21 protein-coding genes and 1 pseudogene are annotated in these 23,341 nt (G+C 71.7%); 15 read left to right on the forward strand and 7 right to left on the reverse strand.

Annotation, left to right across the window (positions count from 1 at the left end; genetic code table 11):
- The 11 genes and pseudogenes from ACYVPE_RS29600 to ACYVPE_RS29650 form a co-directional block, all read left to right on the forward strand.
- Window positions 1-701: pseudogene (locus ACYVPE_RS29600) on the forward strand (hypothetical protein); the annotation flags it as partial.
- Between the two features lie 207 nt (window positions 702-908).
- A complete protein-coding gene (locus ACYVPE_RS29605; RefSeq protein WP_461036815.1) occupies window positions 909-2,339 on the forward strand; it encodes a Cys-Gln thioester bond-forming surface protein in 1,431 nt (476 codons plus the stop codon).
- Window positions 2,340-2,531: 192 nt separating this feature from the next.
- Window positions 2,532-4,196 (forward strand): energy-dependent translational throttle protein EttA, encoded by a 1,665-nt coding sequence (ettA, locus tag ACYVPE_RS29610; RefSeq protein WP_461036816.1) that lies wholly within the window; start codon window positions 2,532-2,534, stop codon window positions 4,194-4,196.
- 4 nt (window positions 4,197-4,200) lie between these two features.
- Window positions 4,201-4,641 carry an acyl-CoA thioesterase gene (locus tag ACYVPE_RS29615; RefSeq protein ID WP_461036817.1) on the forward strand — a complete coding sequence of 147 codons (441 nt, stop codon included), beginning with the start codon at window positions 4,201-4,203 and terminating at the stop codon, window positions 4,639-4,641.
- Window positions 4,638-5,315 (forward strand): hypothetical protein, encoded by a 678-nt coding sequence (locus tag ACYVPE_RS29620; RefSeq protein WP_461036818.1) that lies wholly within the window; start codon window positions 4,638-4,640, stop codon window positions 5,313-5,315. Before ACYVPE_RS29615 ends, ACYVPE_RS29620 begins: the two co-directional genes overlap by 4 nt.
- 223 nt (window positions 5,316-5,538) lie before the next feature.
- Window positions 5,539-5,727, forward strand: coding sequence for a hypothetical protein (locus ACYVPE_RS29625; protein WP_461036819.1), 189 nt, complete (start codon window positions 5,539-5,541; stop codon window positions 5,725-5,727).
- Between the two features lie 87 nt (window positions 5,728-5,814).
- The gene (locus ACYVPE_RS29630) at window positions 5,815-8,841 is read left to right on the forward strand and encodes a lantibiotic dehydratase (RefSeq protein ID WP_461036820.1); all 3,027 of its coding nucleotides are present in this window, start codon (window positions 5,815-5,817) and stop codon (window positions 8,839-8,841) included.
- Window positions 8,838-10,181: a lanthionine synthetase C family protein gene (locus ACYVPE_RS29635; protein ID WP_461036821.1), complete on the forward strand. Its 1,344-nt coding sequence runs from the start codon at window positions 8,838-8,840 to the stop codon at window positions 10,179-10,181. The genes ACYVPE_RS29630 and ACYVPE_RS29635 overlap by 4 nt, the downstream gene beginning before the upstream one ends.
- A gap of 99 nt (window positions 10,182-10,280) precedes the next feature.
- On the forward strand, window positions 10,281-10,709 hold the full coding sequence (locus ACYVPE_RS29640; RefSeq protein WP_461036822.1) for a GntR family transcriptional regulator: 429 nt from the start codon (window positions 10,281-10,283) through the stop codon (window positions 10,707-10,709).
- Complete coding sequence (locus ACYVPE_RS29645; protein WP_461036823.1) at window positions 10,706-11,671, forward strand: ABC transporter ATP-binding protein; 966 nt, start codon at window positions 10,706-10,708, stop codon at window positions 11,669-11,671. The genes ACYVPE_RS29640 and ACYVPE_RS29645 overlap by 4 nt, the downstream gene beginning before the upstream one ends.
- Window positions 11,672-11,676: 5 nt before the next feature.
- Complete coding sequence (locus ACYVPE_RS29650; RefSeq protein ID WP_461036842.1) at window positions 11,677-12,687, forward strand: ABC transporter permease; 1,011 nt, start codon at window positions 11,677-11,679, stop codon at window positions 12,685-12,687.
- A gap of 15 nt (window positions 12,688-12,702) precedes the next feature.
- Here ACYVPE_RS29650 and ACYVPE_RS29655 read toward each other — a convergent pair whose 3' ends face one another.
- The gene (locus ACYVPE_RS29655; RefSeq protein ID WP_461036824.1) at window positions 12,703-14,070 is read right to left on the reverse strand and encodes a sialidase family protein; all 1,368 of its coding nucleotides are present in this window, start codon (window positions 14,068-14,070) and stop codon (window positions 12,703-12,705) included.
- 103 nt (window positions 14,071-14,173) lie between these two features.
- Between ACYVPE_RS29655 and ACYVPE_RS29660 the strand changes: the two genes are divergently transcribed.
- From ACYVPE_RS29660 to gltX, 4 genes are all read left to right on the forward strand, one after another.
- Window positions 14,174-14,551 (forward strand): globin, encoded by a 378-nt coding sequence (locus ACYVPE_RS29660; protein WP_461036825.1) that lies wholly within the window; start codon window positions 14,174-14,176, stop codon window positions 14,549-14,551.
- 95 nt (window positions 14,552-14,646) lie between these two features.
- Window positions 14,647-14,853: a type II toxin-antitoxin system prevent-host-death family antitoxin gene (locus ACYVPE_RS29665; RefSeq protein ID WP_461036826.1), complete on the forward strand. Its 207-nt coding sequence runs from the start codon at window positions 14,647-14,649 to the stop codon at window positions 14,851-14,853.
- Window positions 14,854-14,884: 31 nt separating this feature from the next.
- A complete protein-coding gene (locus tag ACYVPE_RS29670; RefSeq protein WP_461036827.1) occupies window positions 14,885-15,313 on the forward strand; it encodes an HAD family hydrolase in 429 nt (142 codons plus the stop codon).
- Between the two features lie 220 nt (window positions 15,314-15,533).
- On the forward strand, window positions 15,534-16,904 hold the full coding sequence (gene gltX / locus ACYVPE_RS29675; protein WP_461036843.1) for a glutamate--tRNA ligase: 1,371 nt from the start codon (window positions 15,534-15,536) through the stop codon (window positions 16,902-16,904).
- 6 nt (window positions 16,905-16,910) lie between these two features.
- Here gltX and ACYVPE_RS29680 read toward each other — a convergent pair whose 3' ends face one another.
- The 6 genes from ACYVPE_RS29680 to ACYVPE_RS29705 are packed head-to-tail and all read right to left on the reverse strand — an operon-like array spanning window position 16,911 to window position 23,337.
- Window positions 16,911-17,900 (reverse strand): glycosyltransferase, encoded by a 990-nt coding sequence (locus ACYVPE_RS29680; protein ID WP_461036828.1) that lies wholly within the window; start codon window positions 17,898-17,900, stop codon window positions 16,911-16,913.
- Window positions 17,897-18,526, reverse strand: a complete 630-nt coding sequence (locus tag ACYVPE_RS29685) for an HD domain-containing protein (RefSeq protein ID WP_461036829.1) — start codon at window positions 18,524-18,526, stop codon at window positions 17,897-17,899. Before ACYVPE_RS29685 ends, ACYVPE_RS29680 begins: the two co-directional genes overlap by 4 nt.
- A gap of 3 nt (window positions 18,527-18,529) precedes the next feature.
- Entirely contained in the window at window positions 18,530-20,251 is a 1,722-nt protein-coding gene (locus ACYVPE_RS29690) for a carbamoyltransferase C-terminal domain-containing protein (protein ID WP_461036830.1), read from the reverse strand.
- A 16-nt stretch (window positions 20,252-20,267) separates the two neighbouring features.
- A complete protein-coding gene (locus tag ACYVPE_RS29695; RefSeq protein ID WP_461036831.1) occupies window positions 20,268-21,077 on the reverse strand; it encodes a radical SAM protein in 810 nt (269 codons plus the stop codon).
- A gap of 29 nt (window positions 21,078-21,106) precedes the next feature.
- On the reverse strand, window positions 21,107-22,222 hold the full coding sequence (locus ACYVPE_RS29700; RefSeq protein WP_461036832.1) for a hypothetical protein: 1,116 nt from the start codon (window positions 22,220-22,222) through the stop codon (window positions 21,107-21,109).
- Window positions 22,219-23,337 (reverse strand): radical SAM protein, encoded by a 1,119-nt coding sequence (locus tag ACYVPE_RS29705; RefSeq protein WP_461036833.1) that lies wholly within the window; start codon window positions 23,335-23,337, stop codon window positions 22,219-22,221. Before ACYVPE_RS29705 ends, ACYVPE_RS29700 begins: the two co-directional genes overlap by 4 nt.
- Window positions 23,338-23,341: the final 4 nt, after the last annotated feature.

Here is a 23,341-nt window from a genome sequence, read left to right on the forward strand (position 1 = left end):
AGCGGGGGTTCGCCCGCCGGCAGGCCGAGCGGCGCGGCGAGCCGCCGCCGCTCGCCGCCCGGCTGATGCGGGCCGCCGGCACGGCGGCGTCGGCCACGGCGGTGGTGGAGCACGCGGTGCGCCGGCTGGCCGACGAGGCGGCCGAGGGGCTCCCGGAGCCCTGGGGCCGGGCCGTGCGGGACACCGCGCGGCAGGGCGCCGAGCGGCTGCCAGAGGCGCTGGAGCGCGCCCTGGAGAAGCAGCCGGCCGAGCCGCTGCCGAGACCGCGCTGGTGGTCGGTGGCCGCGATCGGCCAAGCCGTGCTGCTCGCGGCCCAACTCCTGGGCGTCTGCTGGCTGCTGGCCGCCGTGCTCGGCCAGCCGGTGGTGGGCCGCTGGCTGCCGCTCGCGCTGCTGCTCTGCGGCTGCCTGGGCGGCCCGCTGCTCGCCTGGGGCTGCCGGATCTCCGCCCGCGGCCCGGCCAGGGCCTACGGCCAGCAGGAGGAGTGGCGGCTCCGCAGGATCGCCGCCGACTCGGGCCACAGCCACGTCCTGGAGTCCATCGCCGCCGAGCTGCTGCGCTACCGGGAGGTCAGGGAGCGCTACGTGGTGGCCGCCTCGCCCACCGGGGCCGCGGAGTTCACCTCGCTGTCGACATTGTCGACGTTGTCACCCCTGGCGACGATGTCGAGCATGTCGCCGTTGTCGCCCACCGTCGGATGACGTCCCGCATGGGCGAGTCCTGTTCATTCCTCGCCATTCCGCCGTCATCCGAGGTAACGATTCGACCTCGGAATGTGTAACTCCGCGTTCTCGTGGGGACATTGACCAACTCCCCTCCCTACGATCCCCGTACGCACGGGGATGTTGATGTGCGCGCCGCCTGATGTTGCGGCAGCGCCCTGTGATCTCGTGGAGGGGACTCACACCATGATTCTTGCGCGCAAGCGGGCCATGTCCCGCCTTGCGGCCACCGCGATCGCCACCGGTCTGTTCGCCACCGGGGCGATCGCGACCGCCGGCACGGCCGCCGCGGACGAGCAGAACCCGCACAACGGTGGCGCCACCGCCACCCTCGGCGGTCTCGACCCGGAGGCCTCCGGCCGTATCGCCGTCACCCACGAGGGTGAGACGGACACCTACCGCGGTGGTCTGTTCACCCTGCAGGCCGACGACGGCGGCACGCTGCAGACGTACTGCATCGACTTCACCACCGCCACCTCGAGCAACGCTCGCTACAAGGAGGTCGGCTGGAACGAGTCCCGCCTGCACAACAACGCCAACTCGGGCCGGATCCAGTGGATCCTGCAGAACTCCTACCCGGTGAACGACGACCTGGTCGCGCTCGCCTCGCAGGTCGGCGTCGAGTCGCTGGACGACGAGGAGGCCGCCGCCGGTACCCAGGCGGCGATCTGGGAGTTCTCCGACGGCGTCGAGGCGGTGCCGGAGAGCGGGAACGCCGCGGCCCTGACCGACTGGCTCACGGAGAACGCCGAGGAGGCCGAGGAGCCCGGCGCCTCGCTGACCCTCACCCCGAACCAGGTCTCCGGCCAGCCCGGTGACCGGCTCGGTCCGGTCACGGTCGACACCACCGCCGAGTCCGTCACCGTGACGCCGGACGCCGCGGCCGTCGAGCAGGGCGTGACCCTCTCCGACTCCGCGGGCAACGTCATCGACGAGAACACCCCGGTCGCCAACGGCACCGAGCTGTTCTTCGACGTGCCGGCGGACGCCGAGGACGGCACCGCCTCGCTGACCGCCACCGCCACCTCGGCGGTGCCGATCGGCCGGGTCTTCACCGGCATCGACGTGCGCACCCAGACCATGATCCTGGCCGGCTCCTCCGAGTCGTCGGTCAGCGCCAACGCGGGCGCCACCTGGGCCGCCCCCGGCGCCCCGGCCGTCGCGTTCGAGGCCGAGGAGATCTGCGCCGACGGCGGCGTGCTGGTCACCGCCACCAACTCCGGTGACGTGCCGTTCGACTTCACGCTGAACGGCGAGACCATCGAGATCGCCCCGGGTGGCGAGGACTCCATCCTGGTCCCGGTCGAGAACGGTCAGGCGTACGACATCTCCGTCGCCTACCCGGACGCGTCGCAGGAGCCGTTCACCGCGACCGGCATCCTCGACTGCGCGCCCGGCGGCGGTGAGCCTCCGACGCCGATCGACGAGGAGGACGACAACGAGCCGGCGCCGGCCACCACCGGTGGTGGCGCCGAGGACGACGGCCCGGACCTGGCCGAGACCGGTTCGAGCAGCAACGTCGGCATGATCAGCGGCATCGCCGTGGCGCTGCTGGTCGTCGGTGGCGCGGGCATCTTCTTCATGCGCCGTCGCTCCGCCGCTGGCTCGGCCAGCTGAACACCGTGTGACTCCGTGACGCGATAGCCACGGAACGTGAGGGGCGGGTCCGCGAGGGCCCGCCCCTTCGCGTTGCCGTGGCACGGCCCCGGCCAGCGCGGAAGGGTTCCGGTTTCCGCCGTGGCAGGGGCATGCGGCAGGATGGAGTCCTGCCCACCCATGCCCACTGCCTGACCCGTCGGACGGTTTCTCTTGGCTGAGTACATCTACACCATGCGCAAGGCGCGCAAGGCGCACGGCGACAAGGTGATCCTTGACGACGTCTCGCTGAGCTTTCTGCCCGGGGCCAAGATCGGTGTCGTGGGCCCCAACGGCGCGGGCAAGTCGACCGTGCTGAAGATCATGGCCGGTCTCGAGCAGCCGTCCAACGGCGACGCCTTCCTGGCGCCCGGCGCCACCGTCGGCATCCTGCTCCAGGAGCCACCGCTCGACGAGTCGAAGACCGTCATGGAGAACGTCCAGGAGGGCGTGGCCGGGACCAAGGCCAAGCTCGACAGGTTCAACGAGATCGCCGAGCAGATGGCGACCGAGTACACCGACGCGCTGGGCGACGAGATGGGCAGGCTGCAGGAGCAGCTGGACCACGCGAACGCCTGGGACCTGGACGCCCAGCTGGAGCAGGCCATGGACGCGCTGGGCTGCCCGCCCGGCGACTGGCCGGTCACCAACCTCTCCGGCGGCGAGAAGCGCCGGGTGGCGCTCTGCAAGCTGCTGCTCGAGCAGCCCGACCTGCTGCTGCTCGACGAGCCCACCAACCACCTGGACGCCGAGTCCGTGCAGTGGCTCGAGCAGCACCTCGCCAAGTACCCGGGCACCGTGGTCGCCATCACCCACGACCGGTACTTCCTGGACAACGTGGCCGAGTGGATCATGGAGCTGGACCGCGGCCGCGCCTACGGGTACGAGGGCAACTACTCGAAGTACCTGGAGACCAAGCAGACCCGCCTCAAGGTCGAGGGCCAGCGCGACGTCAAGCGCGCCAAGCGGCTCAAGGAGGAGTTGGAGTGGGTGCGCTCCAACGCCAAGGGCCGGCAGGCCAAGTCCCGCGCCCGCCTCCAGCGTTACGAGGAGATGGCGGCGGAGGCCGAGAAGACCAGGAAGCTGGACTTCGAGGAGATCCAGATCCCGCCGGGCCCGCGGCTCGGCAGCGTGGTGGTCGAGGTCGACGACCTGCACAAGGGGTTCGGCGAGAAGGTGCTGGTGGACGGCCTGTCCTTCACCCTCCCGCGGAACGGCATCGTCGGCGTGATCGGCCCCAACGGCGCAGGCAAGACCACGCTGTTCAAGATGATCCTGGGCCTGGAGCAGGTGGACACCGGCACGGTCCGGGTCGGCGAGACCGTCAAGATCTCCTACGTCGACCAGTCCCGCGCCAACATCGACCCGAAGAAGACGCTGTGGGAGGTCGTCTCCGACGGCCTCGACTACCTCAACGTCGGCCAGGTCGAGATGCCGTCCAGGGCCTACGTCAGCGCCTTCGGCTTCAAGGGCCCGGACCAGCAGAAGCCGGCCGGTGTCCTCTCCGGCGGCGAGCGGAACCGGCTCAACCTCGCCCTCACCCTCAAGCAGGGCGGCAACCTGCTGCTGCTCGACGAGCCCACCAACGACCTCGACGTGGAGACGCTCTCCTCGCTGGAGAACGCGCTGCTCGACTTCCCCGGCTGCGCCGTGGTGGTCTCCCACGACCGCTGGTTCCTGGACCGCGTCGCCACCCACATCCTGGCGTACGAGGGCGAGTCGAAGTGGTTCTGGTTCGAGGGCAACTTCGAGTCCTACGAGAAGAACAAGATCGATCGGCTCGGCGCGGAGGCCACCCGCCCGCACCGCGCCTCGTACAAGAAGCTGAACCGGGACTGATCCGGTGCGACATGTGTACGAGTGCCCGCTGCGTTGGTCCGACATGGACGCGTTCGGGCACATCAACAACGTGGTGTACCTGCGTTACCTCGAAGAGGCCAGGATCGACTTCATGTTCCGGCTGGCCAGGCAGGCCGACTCCGGCGCGTTCACGGGCGGTTCGGTCGTGGCGCGGCACGAGATCGACTATCTGAAGCCGATGGTGCACCGGCACGAGCCGGTCACCATCGAGACCTGGGTGGCCAGGCTCGGCGGCGCCTCGGTGACCGTGGCGTACGAGATCAGGGACGCGGAGACGGTCTACGCCAGGGCAGCCACCGTCGTCGTGCCCTACCGCCTCGAGGACTCCAGGCCGCGCCGACTCACGGCCGAGGAGCGGGAGTTCCTGAGCAGGTACCGCGACGAGGAGACGGACGGGGTGCTGGAGGGCTCGACGGCCGCATGACGCACACGCCGCGGCTGGCCCTCGCGGAGTCGGGGGAGGCCGGAGACCTCGCCGCCTTTCTGGGGCGGCAGTTGCGCTGGGACCGGGCGGCCGCCGCCCGGCTCCAGGCGGACGGCGAGGTGGTCGCCGTCTTCACCAGGCCGGCCAGGTTCGACGTGCTCGCCGTCCGGCCCTGCCGGCTGCGCGAGCCGGCCACCCTCGACGTCACCGTGTCGGCCGGTGAGCTGCTCGAATCGATCGACACCGACGCCGCGGACGCCCCGGCCGTGGCGGTGCCCGGGCAGGTCACGGGTCCGTCCTGGGCAGGACTGCTGCCGCCGCGCGGCGGCTGGCGGGTCGAGGCCGAGCTGCCGGCCGAGCGGGTGCGGGGCGCGGCCGCCGCCGTGGTGGGCGAGTTCCGCGAGCGGCGCGAGCGGTTGACGCCCGAGCAGGCCACCAGGGAGGCGCTCGACGCGCTCGCCGAGGAGATCTGGTCCCGCCCGCTGCCCGGCACCCCGCTGCCGCTGCGGGCCGTGCACGCCGCCCACGCCCTCGGCATGCTGCGGGCGGCCGAGCCGGTCGCCGTGCTGAGCCGGGGCGTCTGGCTGCGGCTGCGCACCCCGCTCGGCTCGACGGCGGTCCGCCGCACCGGCGGCGGTGGCCCCGGGCTCGGGCTCACGGTGACGCCGCTCTAGCCACCGGCCGCTGGCCGAGAATCGGCGTTTATCCGTGATCATCACCGAGCGTTCCGGGACGGCGGTGATCGTTCGGGGGCCGAGCCCAGCGCGTTGACCGTACGTAACGGCGAATTTCGAGGCTGTTCGAGCCGAATGCCCGTTCGTATGATCGCGGCTGGAGATGTGACCGAGTCTCCAGGTTCCCACCGGAACCTCTCGCACCACGTATGGGGAGTTGATCATGACCCAGACCGTGCTCGAACCCGCTACCGCCGAAGCCGAGTCGAGCGACCTCGACCTCGACATCCAGATCTCCGAGGTCGGTTCCGTCACCGACGGCGTCGCCTTCGGCGCGGTGCAGAAGTCCGCCGCCCCGACCTCGCCCAACACCTGGGGCGTGCAGTCGCGTTGCTGGACCTGCTGTCCCTGACGGCGGCCGAACCCAGGCGGGATGCGGCGGCCGGCCGCCGCATCCCGCGGTCCCCTGGACGACGACCGAGGCGAGGGTGCGGTGGCGGTGCGGAACGGTGGCGCAGGACAGGAACCCCTCTTCGATCCGGCGGAACCCCTCCTGCTGCGGATGGCCGCCGTGCCGCGCGGCAGCCGGCCCGCGCCGCCGCCCGGGGTGGCCCCCGACTCGGCCGAGGGCGTCAGGCGCGCGGCCGCCGACCCCCGGCTCCGTGAGGCGATCCGGATCGCCGGCGACAGCCTCGCCGACCAGCTCGACCGGCTGGACGCCGGCGCCGAGCCCACCCCGAAACGCCTTGCCCGCGCCGCCCGCTCGCTGACCCGCTACGCGCTGCGGCACGGCGACCGGCCCACCCCCTTCGGGATCTTCGCCGGCGTCACCGCCGCCGGCCTCGCGCCCCGGGCCGAGGTCTCGGTGCGCGGCCCGGGTGTCAGGGACGTCAGGATCGACGGCGAGTGGCTGAGCCGCCGGGTCGCCGACTGGCTGGAATCCCCCGCGGTGCGCCGCCGCGTCACCGTCGTCGCCAACGACCTCGGCCAGCTCAGGGACGGCCGGCTGGTGCTCGCCCGCGGCGCGCGGGAGACCTCGGTGCGCGCCAACCGGATCGTCGGCTGGGTGCACGACACCCTCACCGCCCCCACCCCGTACCCCGAGCTGCTCGCGGCGGCGGGCCGTCACTTCCGCGCCGCGCCGCCCGACCACCTCGACCGGCTGTTCGGCCAGCTCGTCCGGCACGGCTTCCTGCTCACCGACATCACCCCGCACCGCGTCGACGAGGAGCTGCTCGACCGGATCGCGGCGGCCGTGGCGCCGCTGGCCGACGCCGCCGACGAGCTGCGCCGCGTCCGGGCCGCGCTCGCCGCCTGCCGCGCCGCGGGACCCGGCGCCTGGGACCCGGCCTGGCGGCGGCTGCGCGAGCTCACCGACGCGGCGGGCCCCCGCCGCCGCCCCGCCGCCCACGTGGACCTGGCGATGGACGCCCGGGTGGCGCTGCCCCGCGCGGTGGCCGAGGAGGCCGGGCGGTACGCCGAGGCGATGTGGACCATCTCCCGCGAGTGGTCGAGCCACGCGCACATGCGCGACTACCACCTCAGGTTCGTCGAGCGCTACGGCACCGGGGCGGCCGTCCCGCTCGCCACGCTCATCGACCCGCACCGCGGCATCGGCCTCCCCGACTTCCCCACCGGCCACCCGGGCGCCGTGCCGGCCGGCGACCCGGGGGCGCGGCGCGCCCGGCGGATCCTGACCGCCGAGCTCACACAGGCCGCCCTGCTCACCGAGGAGCGCGAACTCGCCCTCACCGACCGGGACATCGCCGACCTCGCCACCCCGGTGGAGGCCGAGCCGCCGCGCACCCTGGAGCTCTGCTTCCAGCTTCTCGCCGAGAGCCGCGCCGCCCTCGACCGCGGCGACTTCCGGTTGCTCTCCACCCCGCACACCGGGTCCTGGACCGCCGGCGCCACCGCCGGGCGGTTCGCCGAACTCGCCGGCCTCACCGAAGGACTTGCCGGGCTCGCCGCGGCCGGCGGCGCGCCCGGCGAGCTGCCGGCCCAGCTCGACTTCCCGCCGACCACCGAGCGGGCCCTCAACCTGATCCAGGTGCCCCGGCTGCTGCCGCACCGGATCCCGGTCGGGATCCACGCCGACCGGACCGACCCGCACGTCCTCGACTGGCGGCGGCTGCTCGTCACCGCAGAGCCGGACGGGCTGCGGCTGCTGACGCCCGACGGCGAGCGGCAGGTGCGGCCCGTGGTGCCGCACCTGCTGGCCCTCGACCGGGAGGGGCCGCCCGTCGCGCGGCTGCTGGTGGACATCCTCCTCGGCCGCTCCCGCACCTGGACCGGCTGGGACTGGGAGGGCCTCGAGGCGTTGCCCGTGCTGCCCCGGGTCCGCCTCGGCCGGGTCGTCGTCTCCCCGACGCGCTGGACGCCCGACCGGCGGATGCGCGAGGCCGCGCGCCACCCCGCCGCATGGGACGACGCGGTGCGCGCCTGGCGCGACCGCTACCGGGTGCCCGACCGGGTGCAGGTCACCCGCTGGGACCGGTCCTACGGCATCGACCTGGCCGACCCCTGGCACCGCACCCTGCTCCGCGACGAACTCACCACCGACGCCAGCGGGTTGATGGTGACGGAGGATCCGGCGGCGGACGGCGCGGCCCTCGGCTGGGCCGCCGGGCACGCCACCGAGGTCGTGATCCCCCTGGTCCGCCGGCACGCGCCGCACCCCGCGCCCCGACCGCGACCGGTCGTCGTCCCCGCCCACCCCGCCCGCCATCTGCCGGGCGAGGACTGGCTGTTCGCCAAGCTCTACGCCCAACCCGACAGGCAGTACCCGGTCTTGCGGACCCTGTTGCCGATGTTCCTCGCCGAGGCCGCCGCCGACGTCGACCGCTGGTTCTTCCTCCGCTACACCGACCCCGAGCCGCACCTGCGGCTGCGGCTGCACGGCGACCCTGAGGCGCTGCGCACCAGGACCCTCCCGGCGCTGGCCAGGCACGCCAGGACCTGGCTCGACCAGGGCGCCGTCGGCGGCCTCACGCTCGACGTCTACCAGCCGGAGGTGGACCGCTACGGCGGCCCCGAGCTGCTGCCGCACGCGGAGCGCCTGTTCTGCCTCGACAGCCGGTCCGCGATCGCCCAACTCGGCGACCAGGCACCGCCCGACGAGGTGCGCGCCGCCGTCAACCACGCCCTGCTCCTCGAATCCCTCGGCGACTGGGACTGGTGCTCCTGGGTGGACCTGGCCTTCCCCAAGGGGCCCGACCACGAGACGTTCCAGCGCCACCGGGCCGCCGCCCTGGCCGCCATCCACCCGGGCGGGGTCGCCGAGCGGCTGCCGGCCGACCACCCGGCCGCCGCGGCCTGGGCCGCCGCCGAGGAACCCGCCGCGCTCGGCCGGCTGCTGCTGCCGCGCGCCGACCGGGACGGCATCCTGCTCTCGCTGCTGCACATGCAGCACAACCGGCTGCTCGGCATCGACCGCGCCCGGGAGAACCGCGGCTACGCCGTCCTGCGCGGCGTCGCGCGCGCCCATCTCGGGCGGGCGCGGGCCAGGACCGGGGCGCCGGCATGACGCCCCAGGCGACCACGCCACTCCACCGCGACCGCGCGCTCACCGTCGCCGCCCGGCTGCGCGACCGGCTGGCCGACCCGGCGGCCACCGCCGCCGACACCGGCGTCCCTGGCGATACCCGTGGCGACGGCGTGGAGGTGCCGCTCTGGGTCGACCTGTCGCTCTCCAACGGCCACCCGGGCGTCTCGCTCGTCTTCAGCGGCGCCAGCGCGGGCGGCCGCCGCAACGCCGAACGCGCCCACGGCCACCTGGCCCGCGGCATGGCCGCCGCGGCCGGCGTCGACCACGAGGCGACCGGCGTCTACCACGGGCCGGGCGCCCTGGCGTTCGCCGCCCTGATCGCGCACCGCGCCACCGGCGGCTACCGCTCGGCGCTCGACCGGCTCGACGCCTACCAGCGCCAACTCGTCCGCACCCGGTACGCGGGACTGGCCCACACCACCGACGCGCCCGTCCACACCAACGGCGAGTACGAGGTGGTGCGCGGCATGACCGGCGTCGGCCGCTACCTGCTCGCCAGGGGCAGGCCGGACGACCCCGAACTCGCCGCCGTGCTCCGCTACCTGGTGGCCATGAGCCGCGGCACCGTGCCGCACCGCGGCCACGCCGTGCCGCGCTGGTGGACCCGCGCGGCGCCGCTGCTCGGCGGCGAGGCCGACCTGCCGGACGGCCACCTCAACCTCGGCCTCTCGCACGGCGTGGCGGGACCGCTCGCCCTGCTCGCGCTCGCCTGGCGGGCCGGCGTCACCGTGCCGGGGCAGCGGGCGGCGATCGAGGAGCTCATGGCGCTGCTCACCGAGTGGGCGGTCAAGGACCGCGAGGGCGTCGGCTGGGCCGGCGTCCTGACCCTCGACGACTGGCTGCGCGGCCCGTCCGCCGCGGCCCCCGTCTCCCGCCGGCCCTCCTGGTGCTACGGCGCCCCAGGCGTCAGCCGCGCCGTGCAACTCGCCGCGCTCGCCCTGGACCGCGCCGACTGGCACGACCTCGCCCACCGCTCGCTGCTGCCGCTGCTCGCCACGCCCCCGGAGCGCTGGCCGACCGACGACCCCAGCCTGTGCCACGGCTGGGCCGGGCTGCTGCACCTCGTCGGCCTGCTCAGGGAGCACCTCGACGACCCGCGACTCGCCGGCCTGCACGACGAGTTGGCCGGGATCCTGCTCTCCCACCACCGGGACGACGTCCGCTTCGGATACCGGGCCACCCTGACCGGCGTGCCGGGAGGCGCCGACCTGCCGTCCTTCCTGGAGGGCGCCGGCGGGGTGGCGCTGGCCCTCGACTCCTACGCGGCGGGCGGCGGCCCGGCGCCGCTCGGCTGGGACATGCCGCTGCTCGTGGCGTAGCGCCCCCGCCGAACGGCTCGCCCATTACCTCGGGTTGACGGAACCTCATCCGCCATAGCACTATTCCACTACTTGACTAGTGGACTAATGGTGAGGTGGATGCAGTACCGGATCGAGCGACGGCGCGGGGTCGCCGCGTACCAGCAGATCGTCGAGCAGACCAAGCGCGCCCTCAGCGCGGGCGCGCTGCGCCCCGGCGACCGGCTGCCGACCGCCCGCGAGGTCTCCGAGACCAGCGCCGTGAACCCGAACACCACGCTCAAGGCGTACCGGGAGCTGGAGCGCGAAGGGATCGTGGAACTGCGCCAGGGCGTCGGCACCTTCGTGCTGCGGGCTCCCGAGCGGCCCGCCAGGCGCCGTGAACCCGCGCTCTACGCCGAGCTGTCCGCCTGGACGGACCGCGCGCTGCTGGCCGGCCTCGACCCGCACGAGGTACGCGAACTGCTGGAACAGGTCCTGGCCGAGCGGGAGGACGCGGCGATCGCCCTCGCCGGGACCGCCGAGGAACCGAAGGAGGCCCGCTCATGACGAGCACGGCGCGCACCGCGCCCACCGACGACGACCTGACCGCGTTGGAACTGCGGGGACTCGGCCGGCGGTACGGCCGGCACTGGGTGCTGCGGGACGCGACGTTCCGGCTCCCGGCGGGACGGGTCTGCGGCCTTGTCGGCCCGAACGGCGCGGGGAAGACCACCCTGCTCGAGGTCGTGGCGGGGCTGCGCGGGGCGACGGCCGGGGAGGCCGAGGTGTTCGGCGAGCCGGCCGGCGGGCCGGGGGCGCGGCGGCGCGTCGCGTTCCTCCCGCAGGAGAAGCCGCTGTTCCCGCGGTTCACCGTCGCGGAGACCCTGCGGCTCGGCCGGGAGCTCAACCCCGAGTGGGACCAGCGGCTCGCCGAGGACTTCCTCAGGGCGGGCGACGTCCCGGTCGACGCCAGGGTGGGGAAGCTCTCGGGAGGCCAGCGCACCCGCGTCGCCCTCGCGGTGGCGCTCGGCAAGCGCCCCGACCTGATCCTGCTCGACGAGCCGCTGGCCGACCTGGACCCGCTGGTGCGGCGGCAGACGGTGGCCGCCCTGCTCGGCCAGGTGGCCGAGCGCGGCATCACCGTCCTGATGTCCAGCCACCTGGTGGCCGAGCTCGACACCCTCTGCGACTACCTGCTGCTGGTCTCCCGGGGCGGCCTGCGGCTGGCCGGGGACGTCGACGAGATCATCAGCGTCCACCTCCTGCTCTCCGCGCCCTCCCACACCGTGGCGTCGGGCCCCGGAGGAGTGCCGGCCGGGCTCGCCCCGCACACCGTGGTGGGCCTCTCCGACGACGGCAGGACGACCAGGGCACTGGTCCGGCCGGGCGGCCGGGTCGACGACGGCTGGGACTCCTGCCCGCCCACCCTGGAGGAAGTGGTGCTCGCCTACCTGGAGCACGGAGACTCCCGGCCGCTGATCAGCCCCCACTCACACGTTCCCGGCAGCGGCGCGGAGGTGGCGGCGTGAGCGCGATGACCGCCGCCACGGGGCGGCACGCGCCGTCCGACATCCCGCGACAGCCGGCGCCGGCCCGCCGGTTCTGGCCGCGCGGGATGCCCTGGCTGGTGTGGCGCCAGCACCGCGTGGCGTTCCTGCTCCTCACCCTCGGCGCGGCCGCCTTCACGGCGTTCCTGTGGTGGCGCGGAGTCGCCGTCCACGAGGCGATGCGCGCGGTGCGGGCCGGAACCGCCTCGCCGGACCAGGACGCGGTGATCGAGACCGGCTACCGCGACCTCGGCGGGCTCGGCGGCGCCCTGTCCACCCTGCCGCTGCTCGTCGGCGTGTTCGTCGGCGCGCCGCTCTTCGCCGGCGACCTGGAGACCGGCACCGCGAAACTGGTCGGGACGCAGTCCCGGAGCCGGGCCGACTGGGTCTGGTCGAAACTCGGCATGGCCGCCGTCTTCACCGCCGCGGCCGCCGCGTCCACCGGGCTCGCGCTCCGGAACCTGTGGTCCCCCCTGGCGACGCACTGGGCCGACAACGCCGACTTCACCAGCGCGGGCGGCTTCGACACCACCGGGCCGGTGGCGGTCGCCATGGCCCTGCTCGGGCTCCTGACCGGCGCCACCGCGGGACTCCTCGTCAAGCGCACCCTCCCCGCGATGGTGATCACCCTGGTCGCCCTGCTGGCGCTGCGACAGGCCTGGTCCTCGGTCCGGATGGAGTTCGCCGACACCCTCACCAAGACGACCTCGGGCGGCCGGTTCACCTCGGAGGACGTACCGGAGATCCCGTCGAGCGCGCTGGAGATCGACTACTCCTACCTCGCCGCCGACGGCTCCCCCCTCGGCTGGAGCACCTGCACCGACGCCGTCGACATGAACTCCTGCCTCGGCGAGACCGGCGTGGTGGGCTGGGCGGTCGAGTACCTGCCCTACTCCCACCTCGGCGGCATGCAGTGGACGGCCGCCGCGGCGCTCTGCGCCGTACTCGCCCTCACCGCCGCGGTGACCGCGGGCGCCGCCAGGCGCGCCCTGCGCTGACGCTGTCGGCAGGGCCTAGCGGAGGTCCCGCTTGCCGTAGCGGATGTTCACGGCCGTGACGGTGGAGGCCAGGCTGATCAGCCGCGCCGGGGTCAGCCGGCCGTAGTGGGTCGGCGCGGCCGACTCGGTCGGCCGCTGCCGGGCCACCGGGCACCCCACGATGTCCGGCAGGGTCAGCTCGCGCCGGCCCGCGTCCAGCGAGAGCTCGGTGAACGCCGTGAAGCTCAGGGCGCCGTGCGGGCTGTGCCTGCCGGTCTCGTAGAGCAGGCCGATCTCGCCCGACGGCAGCAGCGTCAGGTCCGAGTAACCCGCCCTGGCCGGCGTGATCACGGTGCCGACCGTGTGCCAGGTGCGGCCCTCGTCGTAGGAGGAGCGGATCGTCATGATCCGCCGCCGGCTGCCGGCCTCGCCGGGGCGGGTGGGCGCCGACAGCAGCACCCGGTCGCGGTCGTCGCCCACGTCCGTCGCGGTCAGCCGTAGCAGTGAGCCGGAGACGGGCGGCGTGTCCAGGTCCCGCACCTCACGGAACCCGGCCGAGGTGAAGCTCTCGCCCGCGTCCTCGCTGTACGCCGCGAGCCGCGTGTTGTCCAGGCCGCGGGCGTTGATGTACAGCGTGCCGTCCACCCGCTCCACCACGGAGAGTTCGGCCGGGTTCGGCAACTCCTCGACCGTCTCCCAGACGGCGCCAAGCCGCCAGCTCAGGCCGCCGTCGTCGCTGTAGTACAGCTGGCCGCCCGACCTGTCGCCCGTCGTGTCGTGGTCGCCGGCCACCACCAACCGGCCGGCGTGCTCACCGCGTTGCAACTGGATCCCGTGCCCGGGACCGACCGAGATCCACGTCCAGGACGTCGGCTTGAGACCGCGCAGCGGCGCGCCCGCCTGCCAGGTCAGGCCGTCGTCCTCCGAGTGCAGCAGACCGAGCGAACGCGGCCCCCGCGAACGGACGTCGTCCGGCTTCGGCGTCCACGTGTTGTACGCGTACATCAACGAGACCCGGCCGCTCTCCGCGTCGACCACCGGCACCGGGTTGCCGTAGCCGCCGGCGTCCAGGTCGCCGCGCAGCACCGTCAACTCCCCCCAGGTGCGCCCGCCGTCCGTCGACCGCCTGACGACCAGGTCGATGTCGCCGATGTCCGCGCAGTCCGCGACCCTGGCCTCGGCGAATGCCAACAGCGTGCCGGCCGTGGTGGTGACGATCGCCGGTATCCGGTAACAGGCGTAGCCCTCGGTGTCGTGCCGGAACGGCTGGCTCAACGACCGCTCGGGCGGCGGGGTGTTGCGCGGCGTGGCCAGCGCCGACGGCGGCGCGGTGAACATGATCGCCCACACGGCCGTGGCAAGCAGTGTGATCCGTGTCGTCCGAGCACGAGCGCGTATGGGCATGCGGGGGAGGGTACGGACGTTCGGCGAACGGACGGTTACCAGTTCGTTATCCCGCGGGGGGCCGCCGGTCCCCACGTCTTCGCGCGTCTGCGACGATGGGGCTGTGAGTGAGCAGCAGTCGTTCTATGACCGGGTCGGTGGCGAGGAGACTTTCCGCAAGCTCGTCCACCGCTTCTACGAGGGCGTGGCCGAGGACCCGTTGCTGCGCCCCATGTACCCCGAGGAGGATCTGGGCCCCGCCGAGGAGCGGCTACGGCTCTTCCTCGTCCAGTACTGGGGCGGCCCCCGCACCTACAGCGACAACCGAGGCCACCCGCGCCTCCGGATGCGGCACGCCCCCTTCCAGGTCGACCAGGCCGCCCACGACGCGTGGCTGCGCCACATGCGGGCGGCGGTCGACAGCCTGGGCCTGCCGGCCGAGCTGGACGAGGAGCTGTGGCGCTACCTGACGTACGCGGCGTTCTCGATGATCAACACGTGACCGGCCTGCCGGCCTGAGCGCCCCGAAGGGGCGCCCAGCCCCATGAGACGGCTCGCACAGCGCACACAAGTGCACACTTCCGTAAGGCGGTGTCCGTGACGGAGGCCAGCGCCACTCGTGAGCCGGTGGCCAGCACCGACCACGGGCAGACCATCGCGATAGTGGTCGGCCCGGCGGACGCCCTGGAGCTGGAGGAACTGCGTGCCCTGGCCGCCTACCGGGAACGGCAGGCCAGCGGTGACGAGTCCGGCGTTCCGCATGACGAGGCGTTCCGGTACGTGTTCGGCTCCGATACCGCGTGAACGTCGAGCTGCGGCCGGCCCGAGTGGTTCGGTGAGGAAGACCTCTCTGGACGTCCGACCGGCCCTCGCCCGGCTACGGGAGGCCGGCCTTTGGCTGGGCATCGCTGGGAATCAGACGGTCCGGGCCGGTGGCATGCTCCGGGAGCTGTTCGCCAGCGACGTGGACCTGATCGGTACCTCGGACGACTGGGGAGCGAGCAAGCCGGACCCGACGTTCTTCGAGCGGGTGGTGGAGGTCGTGCCGGTGCCAACGGCGGAGACGCTGTACGTCGGAGACCGGCTCGACAATGACATCTGGCTCGCCACCGAGGCCGGATTCCGCACGGCACTCATCCGCCAAAGGCCGTGGGGAACCATCCAACAGCACGATCCGGAAGCAGCCCGGCTGCCGACGATGCGGATCGACTCGCTGGCCGAACTGCCCGAGCTGATCGCGAGGTTCAACGCGGCAGGGCGCTGATTCCAGGAGGGCGACGGGCACGCGGGGCTGTCCGCTGTTCCCGCCCGAAGTGCTCCGGCCGGCAGGCCGGTCACGCGGCCACAGCCTGGACTCTGCTGAGGCTCGATACCGTTCCTCACCTCGCGTTGACACGCGGCACGTATGGATGGCCCGGCTCGATAGGCTGGGCCGTATGTCTCACGCTCCGATTCGTGTCCGTTTCGCCCCCTCGCCGACCGGGATGTTCCACGTGGGCGGGGCCCGGTCCGCTCTCTACAACTGGGCTGTGGCGCGACAGCGCGGCGGGGCGTTCGTTCTGCGGATCGAGGACACCGACGCGGCGCGGAATCAGCCGCAGTGGGTCGAGGGGATCATCGGCGCGCTGGCGTCGATCGGCATCCATGCCGAGGACCCGGCCTTCGAGGGGCCGTACTTCCAGTCGCACAACGCTGACCGGCACCGCGAGGCCGCCCAGCAGTTGCACGCGGCGGGGAAGGCGTACTACTGCGACTGCACGCGCGAGCAGGTGAAGGAGCGCACGGGTTCTGAGCACCTGGGGTATGACGGGTTTTGCCGGGAGCGCGGGCTTGAGGCAGCGTCGGGGCGGGCGTTGCGATTCCGGACGCCGGATGAAGGGGAGACCGTCGTGGTCGACCTGGTCCGGGGGAAGCCGGCGTTTCCGAACGACGCGATCGAGGACTTCGTGATCGCGCGTGGGGATGGGTCGCCCGTCTTTCTGATCGCCAACGTGGTCGATGACCTGGACGAGGGGATCACCCAGGTGATCCGTGGCGAGGAGCATCTGTCGAACACGCCGAAGCAGCAGCTGTTGTGGGAGGCGCTGGGGGCGAAGGCGCCGGTGTGGGCGCATCTGCCGGTGATCGTGAACGAGAAGCGGCAGAAGCTGTCGAAACGGCGGGACAAGGTGGCGCTGGAGGACTACCTCGCTGAGGGCTATCTCCCCGACGCGATGGTCAACTACCTGATGCTGCTGGGGTGGGGGCCGGGAGACGATCGCGAGATCCGGCCGTATACGGAGCTCGAGCAACTGTTCCGGATCGAGGACGTGAACACCTCGGCGGCGTTCTTCGACGTCAAGAAGCTGAGGGCGTTCAACGGCGAGTACATCCGGGCGTTGGCACCCGAGGGGTTCGTGGCCGCCTGCGCGCCGTGGTTGAAGGCTCCCTATGCCCCGTGGGCGCCCGACGGGTACGACCAGGGGGTGTTCGAGACGGTCGCGCCGCTGGCCCAGACCCGGGTGGCGGTGCTGTCGGAGATCACGTCCTACGTGGACTTCCTCTTCCTGGACGAGCCGGTGCACGACGAGGCGTCATGGAACAAGGCGATGAAGGCGGGGGCCGCTGAACTCCTCGGCGATACCCGGCGGGAGTTGGCCGCCGTCGACTCGTGGGCGGCGGAGCCGTTGCGGGCCACGCTGGAGACCGTGGCCGCGAACCACGGACTGAAGCTGGGCAAGGCCCAAGCCCCTGTCCGCGTCGCGGTGATGGGCCGCACGGTCGGGCTTCCGTTGTTCGAGTCGCTGGAGGTGCTTGGCCGGGCCCGGACGCTGGCCAGGCTGGACGCGGCCCAGGAACGCCTGGCCGCCCAGTAGACGGCCTCAGGCCGAGACCTGGTGCAGCAGCCGGTTCCAGGCGTCGGCGAAGTAGGCACGGTCAAAACGGACGAGGGCGTCGTAGGCGGTCTTCATGTCCGCTTCGGATGCGGCGGCTCGATCGTAGATCTGCTCGCGGAGGCGGGTGAGGTCAGGAGCAGGCTGCTGGGTGAGGTGGGCCAGATCACCGAGACCGGCGGTGGGCCGTATCAGACAGGGCAGCCCGAGCAGGAGGGCTTCAGCCGCACAGCGGCTCCAACCTTCCCGCATGCGGGGCATGAACACGCCCACGTCGCAGGCCCTCAGAAGCCGCAGGTAAGGGGCGCGCGGCAGGTCGTAGTGGGCACTCGTGGAACGGATGGTGTTGCTGCCCGTGGTGATGACACGGACTCGGGGGTCATTCCGGAGGGAGGCGGCCACTGTCTCGGTGCCTTTCCAGTGGACGGCCTTCCCGGCATAGACGGCGATGGTGTCGGGAGCGAGCCCGAATTCGTCGCGGCACGACTCGCGGTTGAGGGCGCGGGCATGGTCGATCTCCGTGGTGTCGAAGGCGTTGTAGACGATCTGTGCATTCGGTACGCCACGTGCACGCAAGAACCGTGCCCAGTACGGGGCGACGCAGACTACCGCGGCGCACTGGGGAAGGACAGCGAACAGACGCTTCCACAACACCGCTTCGATAGGAGAGGAGTCGTGTTGAAGAGGTTCGTAGTGGTGGAAGACGAAGACGGTGCGGGCACGCATGCGCGGAGTGAAGAGCAACAGGCTCACGTCGTCCCAGACCATGAGTCCCGGCTGATGTTCCAGGGCGCGGATGGTGGGGGCAAGGCGGGCCAGGTGCCGAAGCTTGCGCCAGCGGCGGATGCGGTAGGTGCGCTTGTAGTCGCGGACGGTTCGCCACTCGACGCGATCGGCGGTGGCGTCGTGGAGCATGCGCAGGTAGGCCCGGCCTCCGGTACGGCCCACCGGGTTCATGGAGTGGGCGACGATCCTCATGCGTGGGCTTCCCTGCCGTGCTGGTGGTAGCGCTCGTATTCGGCACGGAGTAACGAGCGGGCGGCGTTGAGTTGGGTGTTGGGGGAGCGGGAGGTCTCGGCAAGCGGCAGGTAGAACTCCGTCAGTGCGGCGACGAACTGCGCGCGGCGGTTGATGTTCGGCGAGTTCCGCAGGTCGCGGAGGTTGTGGATGCGGTCGGCGAGCCGGACGAGCAAGAGCTCGGGGTCGAGTCTGGCTGTCTTGGCACGCCAGGCCGCTTCGTCGCCGTGGCGCTTGCCGCGTTGTGCCAAGCGATGGTCCGGAGTCATGGCCCGGAGATGTTCGACGAAGTACTGACCGAGGTGCGTGGTCAGCAGTGGTTCGGACTCCGGTGAGATCTCCAGCGCGTCATGCAGGAGGCCGAGGAGGAGTGTGTCGGGGCTAGTGACTGCGAGTTCGACTCGCAGGAGGGCAACGACGGCGAGTGGGTGGTGGATGTAGGGGGTGCCCTGGTCGCGGAAGTGACCCGAGTAGACACTGATCGCCAGCGTGGCGGCTTTCCGAGCGCGGGATTGATCGGTGTTGGGCCAGGCGGCGGCGCCGAGGAGGTGCAGGATGGCGGGCGGCTCAGTGATGGGTGTGAACATGGCTCACCTTTCGCCGGTCGCTGACTCGGCGCGGCGGGGGAAGGGGATGTGGTCGGCGATCAGGAGGGTGTCGCCGATGGCGAGGGCGTCCAGGCCGAGTTCGGCTGCTGCGTGGACCGCCTGCTCGGCGGTGCGCAGGATGGGGGCGCCCTTGTGGTTGAACGAGGTGTTCAGCAGGAGCGGCAGGCCGGTGCGTTCGTGGAAGTTCTCCAGTAGCGGGCGTAGGCCGGCGTGGTCGGCGGCGACGGTTTGGAGGCGGGCGGTCCCGTCGTGGTGGACAACCGCGGCGATGCGATCGGAGCGGCAGCGGCGGGCGATGGAGACACGGTTCATGAACGGGTCTCCACCGGTCACGAACCAGTCGGCGGCGTGTTCGGCGAGTATGGCCGGGGCGAAGGGGCGGTAGGCGGCTCGCTGCTTGATCGAGTTGAGGCGGTCGCGGGTGTCCGCGCGACCAGGGTGGGCGAGGATGGAGCGATGCCCCAAGGCTCGCGGGCCGAACTCCATAGGCCCCTGAATCCAGCCGACGACACGGTGTTCGGCGAGTAGGGCGGTGACAGCGGGCACGAGTTGGGGGCCCAGGTTCGGAAAGGTTCGGTACCCGCTGGGATGGGCGGACACAGTGCCGGGTTCCGGCCCCCAGGCAGCGTCGGTGGGGACGGGGAGGCGGGGTTGGCCGAGTTGGTAGTGCCAGGCATAAAGGGCCGCGCCGAGAGCGGTTCCGGCGTCGTGCGGGGCCGGGGCGACGAAGAGGGTACGGAATCCCGCATCGGCGGCGAGGTGGCCGTTCAGGTGCGAGTTCAGAGCGCATCCGCCGGAGAAGACCAGGGAGTCGGCGCCGGTGACGCGTTGTAGGTGCCGGGCGACATGTGTGACGGCCTGGGCGAAGACTTCCTGGACGGCCGCAGCCAGGTCCGCGCGTTCGGCTTGCGGGGCGGCGGTGACACCGGCTGCGGTCCAGCCGCGCCCTCCGAGCGTAAGCGGGGTGTCGGTGTCGGCGGAGCCCAGCGGGTGCGGGATGCGCACCTCGCCGCCCCCGCCGAGGCGGATCAGCGTGCGGACTTCGTCGCGTAGGCGGCCGGGGTCGCCGAGGGCGGCGAGCGCCATCATGCTGCCCTCCGGTTCGTCGCCGGGCGGGACGATGCGCAGCGCGAGGTTGCGGTAGAAGTGGCCGAGCGAGGCGTGAACGCGGCGTGGGCCGGCAGAGCCGTAGGTGATGGTCGGCATGGCCTGGTGGATCCGGTCGATCCGGTCCGGGCGCAGGTCGTAGCCGGTGATGCGTTCGCGTCCAAGGCCGAAGTCACTGCCAAGGGAGGATCCGCCGGCATCGATGACCAGTCCGGCGGCGCGATCGTGACCGGAGAGCAGATAGCCGGCCATGACGTGGGCGGTGTGATGGGAGATCAGGTGGAGTCGCTTGCCCAACGGGGCTGGCAGTAGGGCGGCAAGCTCCTCGCCCTCTTGGGCGAGCCACCATCCGGCGGCCGGGGTGGGGCGCATAGAGGGTGTCCATACGGCGTCCACGTCGTCCGGCCCGATGCCTGCGGCGTCCAGGCACCAGGCGAGCGCGTCGATGGGGGCGGTGAGGGTGGCTTTGCGGTTGTGCTGCTGGCGGTGGTGTTTGATGCCGCTCCAGCGTTCTTCTTCGGCGGCGTACAGACGGTCGTCGACGATCAGAGCGGCGGAGGAGTCGTGATGGAAGTTCAGGCCGAGGACTGCGGGCATGGTCCGATGCCTCCGGTCAGGCTGCGTCGATCGAGGCGGGAAGCGGGGCAGGGATGACGGGCGAGCCGGAGTCGGTGTACTCGTGGCACTTGACGCAGAAACGGTAGTGGTGGTGGCGGGGCGCGAAGACCTTGGTCGCGAAGTCGTCGTCCCAGATGGTGAACTCGCTGTCGTCCTTGGCCATCGCGTTGAAACAGCGGTAGCAGGACCCGTCGAGTTCGATCATCAGGTGCTGGTCGAGATTGCTGGCGCACAGTCCGCGCAGGACATTGGCAGGCTGGCCCACGTCGATGTGATGGACGTGGTTGGTGACATGGATCGCCCCGTGGCTGGCGCACAGTTCGGCGAGCCGCGTAAGTCGATCTGGATGGATTCCTTCCAGAACGCTGTTGACAACGACCGTCTTGCCGGCGGCCCGGAGGACAGGGACGGTGGCGTGGACCTGCTCGTAGTTATCGTGTTCGTCGTCGCAGCCGATGAGGATCTGGTCGTAGCACTCCAGCGTGGCGTCCAGAAGACGTCGGTTGCGCGCCAGGGTGATGGCGTTGGTGCCCAGCACCATGATCGTGCCCGGGAGGCGTTCGCGGGCGAGACGGCTGAGCGTGGGGAAGTCCCGGTGGACGGTGGGCTCGCCGCCGTTGATGTGCAGTTGCTGGAAGGGGATGGACTCCAGGCGGTCCAGGATGGTCGAGAACCGGGGCAGAGACATGTTCTCGCCCTGGGCGCCGTCGGCGAAGATGCAGAAGTCACAGGACCGGTTGCACTTCGTCGTGATCTTGATCTTGGCGGTTTTAAGGATCCGCCTGCGAACGGCTCCGTTCGGCATCAGGATGACTCCTTGAGAGGCGAAGTGCGTTACACGGCGTGGTGGGTGAAGAAGTCCTCGACCAGGACGTGGTCTCGCTGCCAGTCGGCGAGGACGTCGCGCAGGACGGTGGGTGTCGTGGGGCCGGTGGGCACCAGGTCGGCCATGCGAGCGGCCAGCCGCTGGTCGTGGGTGGTTTCGTCGGCGGCTAGGGACCGCAGGGTGTGGGCGGCGGAGCGTAGTTCCTTGGCCTCGCGGGCGATGAGATACCCGGTCGCGGCTCCGGGCGGCGGCTCGAGGTAGTACAGCCAGCGGGCCACGCGAACGCGGAGCATGCCGGCGGTCATCGTCCAGGCCGTGGCCCGTGCGTCCTCGCTCACATCGGACTCGCCGAGGTCCGAAGGTGGCGGTACGTGACGCAGGGCCGCCTTGAGGGCGGCGTCCGCCGTGCGCAGCAGGTCTTGCGCGGTTGATGCCGGGGTATCCGAATTGACCGCCTGGCGGAGGAAGAAGTCCGCGTATCGCTCCGTGCCTGTGGGACGCCATTGGGTGAGAGCCGCGGACTTACCCGGGCAGCGGGTATGAGTGGCGAGCGCGGCCGCGGCGAACCAGCAGGGCGCGAGGTAGTGCCAGGCGACGCAGTGTCTGCGGTATCCGTGAAGGTCCGCGAGGACGTTGTCGGTGCTGTCGGCGGACAGCCGGTAACGTCCGCCGAGCCGTGCGTTCAGGATCGCCCGATAGAAGCGTTCGTCCTGGTGGCGCCACGGGATCATTTGAGCGTGGGACTTCCAGCGCTGAAGTGTCGGCGTGTGACCGTGGATCAAGGTCCAGGTGGCGAGTTCCGGCGGGGAGACGCGCCGACGGTGGACTTCGGAGACGGTGAAGGTGAAGCCAGGCGGATGTTCCAGCAGCCGTCGGTTGATGGCGGAACGGGAGACGGCGGCGCGGTGCGCGGCGGCGAGGCGCTGGCACCACTCCAGCCAGTCGTCCGGGTGCTGGTCCAGCAGGATCCGCACGTCCAGGTCGGAGTGTGGGGCGAGCAGGTCGGAGCGCTGCCACTTGTGAGTGAGCATGGCGGTCTGGATGCCATGGCGGGCGAGTTCGTACTCGTAGAGGGCGCCAAGGCCCTCGTACAGCGCCGTCGTCGCCATCGGTGCTGACGTCACCGGCCCACCTCCTTGGGCGGGCGGCGGGCAGCGCACGACGAGGCGGCAGTCGTGTTGTCGGCCAAGGGCAGGAGCGGAAGCACGGCAGCCCCTTCGGGCCGTTCCATGCGGTCCCAGCGGAGGTCGTAGTCGACGTAGTGGAAGCCCTGCCAAGCCTTGTTGCTGTCTCGCTCCAGCATCGCGCGGAACAGGTGGGCGAAGGCGTCGACGAGTGTGCCGGAGGTCAGGTGGGGCTTCAGGGGGATGTCGCGGTTGTGCAGGATGCAGGGGCGGGCCACGCCGGTGGGAGTGATCTTGATGCGGTTGGCGTCCGAGCACGTCGCGCAGCTGGAGTTGGAGATGAAGCCGATCGAGCCGGCCCAGCCTGCCGGTTGGAGGTACCGGCCAGGGCTGCGGACGCCGAGGTCGCCCCGGGAGACTTCGCCGGCGTCGGCGAACCACTCCTCCAGTCGGCCTCGGACCTCGGCCTCGGGGATGAACTCGGTGTCGAACAGTGCCTGCGCGGGGCCGATGTTCTGGAGCTCGATGAGACGCACCGCGATGGGCAACTCCCTAGCGAGCTGGGCGACTTGAAGGGCGTCGTCGAGGTAGTTGCGCTGGAGCACACAGTTGACCTTGACTTTCAGGCCCAGCGCCAAGGCGTTGTCGATGGTGGTCCGCGTCTGCCGGGGGTCGCCACCCCCCATGATCGCGGCCGAGCGGGGCGGGTCGAGGCTGTGCAGGCTGACGTTCAGGTATGTCAGGCCGGCCCGTTGGAACTGCTCGATGCTGAGTCCCCTGCGGAGATTGCCATGGCTGGTCATGCCGATTGACGCTCCGCTGCCGAGGCCGCCGGCCAGCGCGGCGATGACGTCGAGGATGTCGGCGCGCAGGGTCGGCTCGCCACCGGAGCAGTGGGCCTTGCGCACCCGCCAGGCACCGGCCTCTCGCGCGATGGCGGCGTAGTCCCCGACGGACAAGGGCCGGTCCTTGTGGCCGTAGTCGGGCATGCAACGGGGCTTGCAGAAGACGCAGTCCAGATTGCACAGCGAGTTGAGTGTGAAGGCGAGGTAGGGGTGGTTGCGGCCGGTTGCGGCGAAGGCCGAGGGCAGTTCATGGTGATCGGCGGCGAGCATCGGT

It is taken from the genome of Streptomyces mayteni (genome assembly GCF_054783955.1).

Bases quoted from the DNA above. Each gene is read 5' to 3' on its own strand.
- ACYVPE_RS29605 (WP_461036815.1), top strand. From the start codon at position 909: ATGATTCTTGCGCGCAAGCGGGCCATGTCCCGCCTTGCGGCCACCGCG.
- ACYVPE_RS29620 (WP_461036818.1), top strand. From the start codon at position 4,638: ATGACGCACACGCCGCGGCTGGCCCTCGCGGAGTCGGGGGAGGCCGGA.
- ACYVPE_RS29625 (WP_461036819.1), top strand. From the start codon at position 5,539: ATGACCCAGACCGTGCTCGAACCCGCTACCGCCGAAGCCGAGTCGAGC.
- ACYVPE_RS29635 (WP_461036821.1), top strand. From the start codon at position 8,838: ATGACGCCCCAGGCGACCACGCCACTCCACCGCGACCGCGCGCTCACC.
- ACYVPE_RS29640 (WP_461036822.1), top strand. From the start codon at position 10,281: ATGCAGTACCGGATCGAGCGACGGCGCGGGGTCGCCGCGTACCAGCAG.
- ACYVPE_RS29645 (WP_461036823.1), top strand. From the start codon at position 10,706: ATGACGAGCACGGCGCGCACCGCGCCCACCGACGACGACCTGACCGCG.
- ACYVPE_RS29650 (WP_461036842.1), top strand. From the start codon at position 11,677: ATGACCGCCGCCACGGGGCGGCACGCGCCGTCCGACATCCCGCGACAG.
- ACYVPE_RS29655 (WP_461036824.1), bottom strand. From the start codon at position 14,070: ATGCCCATACGCGCTCGTGCTCGGACGACACGGATCACACTGCTTGCC.
- gltX (WP_461036843.1), top strand. From the start codon at position 15,534: ATGTTCCACGTGGGCGGGGCCCGGTCCGCTCTCTACAACTGGGCTGTG.
- ACYVPE_RS29680 (WP_461036828.1), bottom strand. From the start codon at position 17,900: ATGAGGATCGTCGCCCACTCCATGAACCCGGTGGGCCGTACCGGAGGC.
- ACYVPE_RS29685 (WP_461036829.1), bottom strand. From the start codon at position 18,526: ATGTTCACACCCATCACTGAGCCGCCCGCCATCCTGCACCTCCTCGGC.
- ACYVPE_RS29690 (WP_461036830.1), bottom strand. From the start codon at position 20,251: ATGCCCGCAGTCCTCGGCCTGAACTTCCATCACGACTCCTCCGCCGCT.
- ACYVPE_RS29695 (WP_461036831.1), bottom strand. From the start codon at position 21,077: ATGCCGAACGGAGCCGTTCGCAGGCGGATCCTTAAAACCGCCAAGATC.
- ACYVPE_RS29705 (WP_461036833.1), bottom strand. From the start codon at position 23,337: ATGCTCGCCGCCGATCACCATGAACTGCCCTCGGCCTTCGCCGCAACC.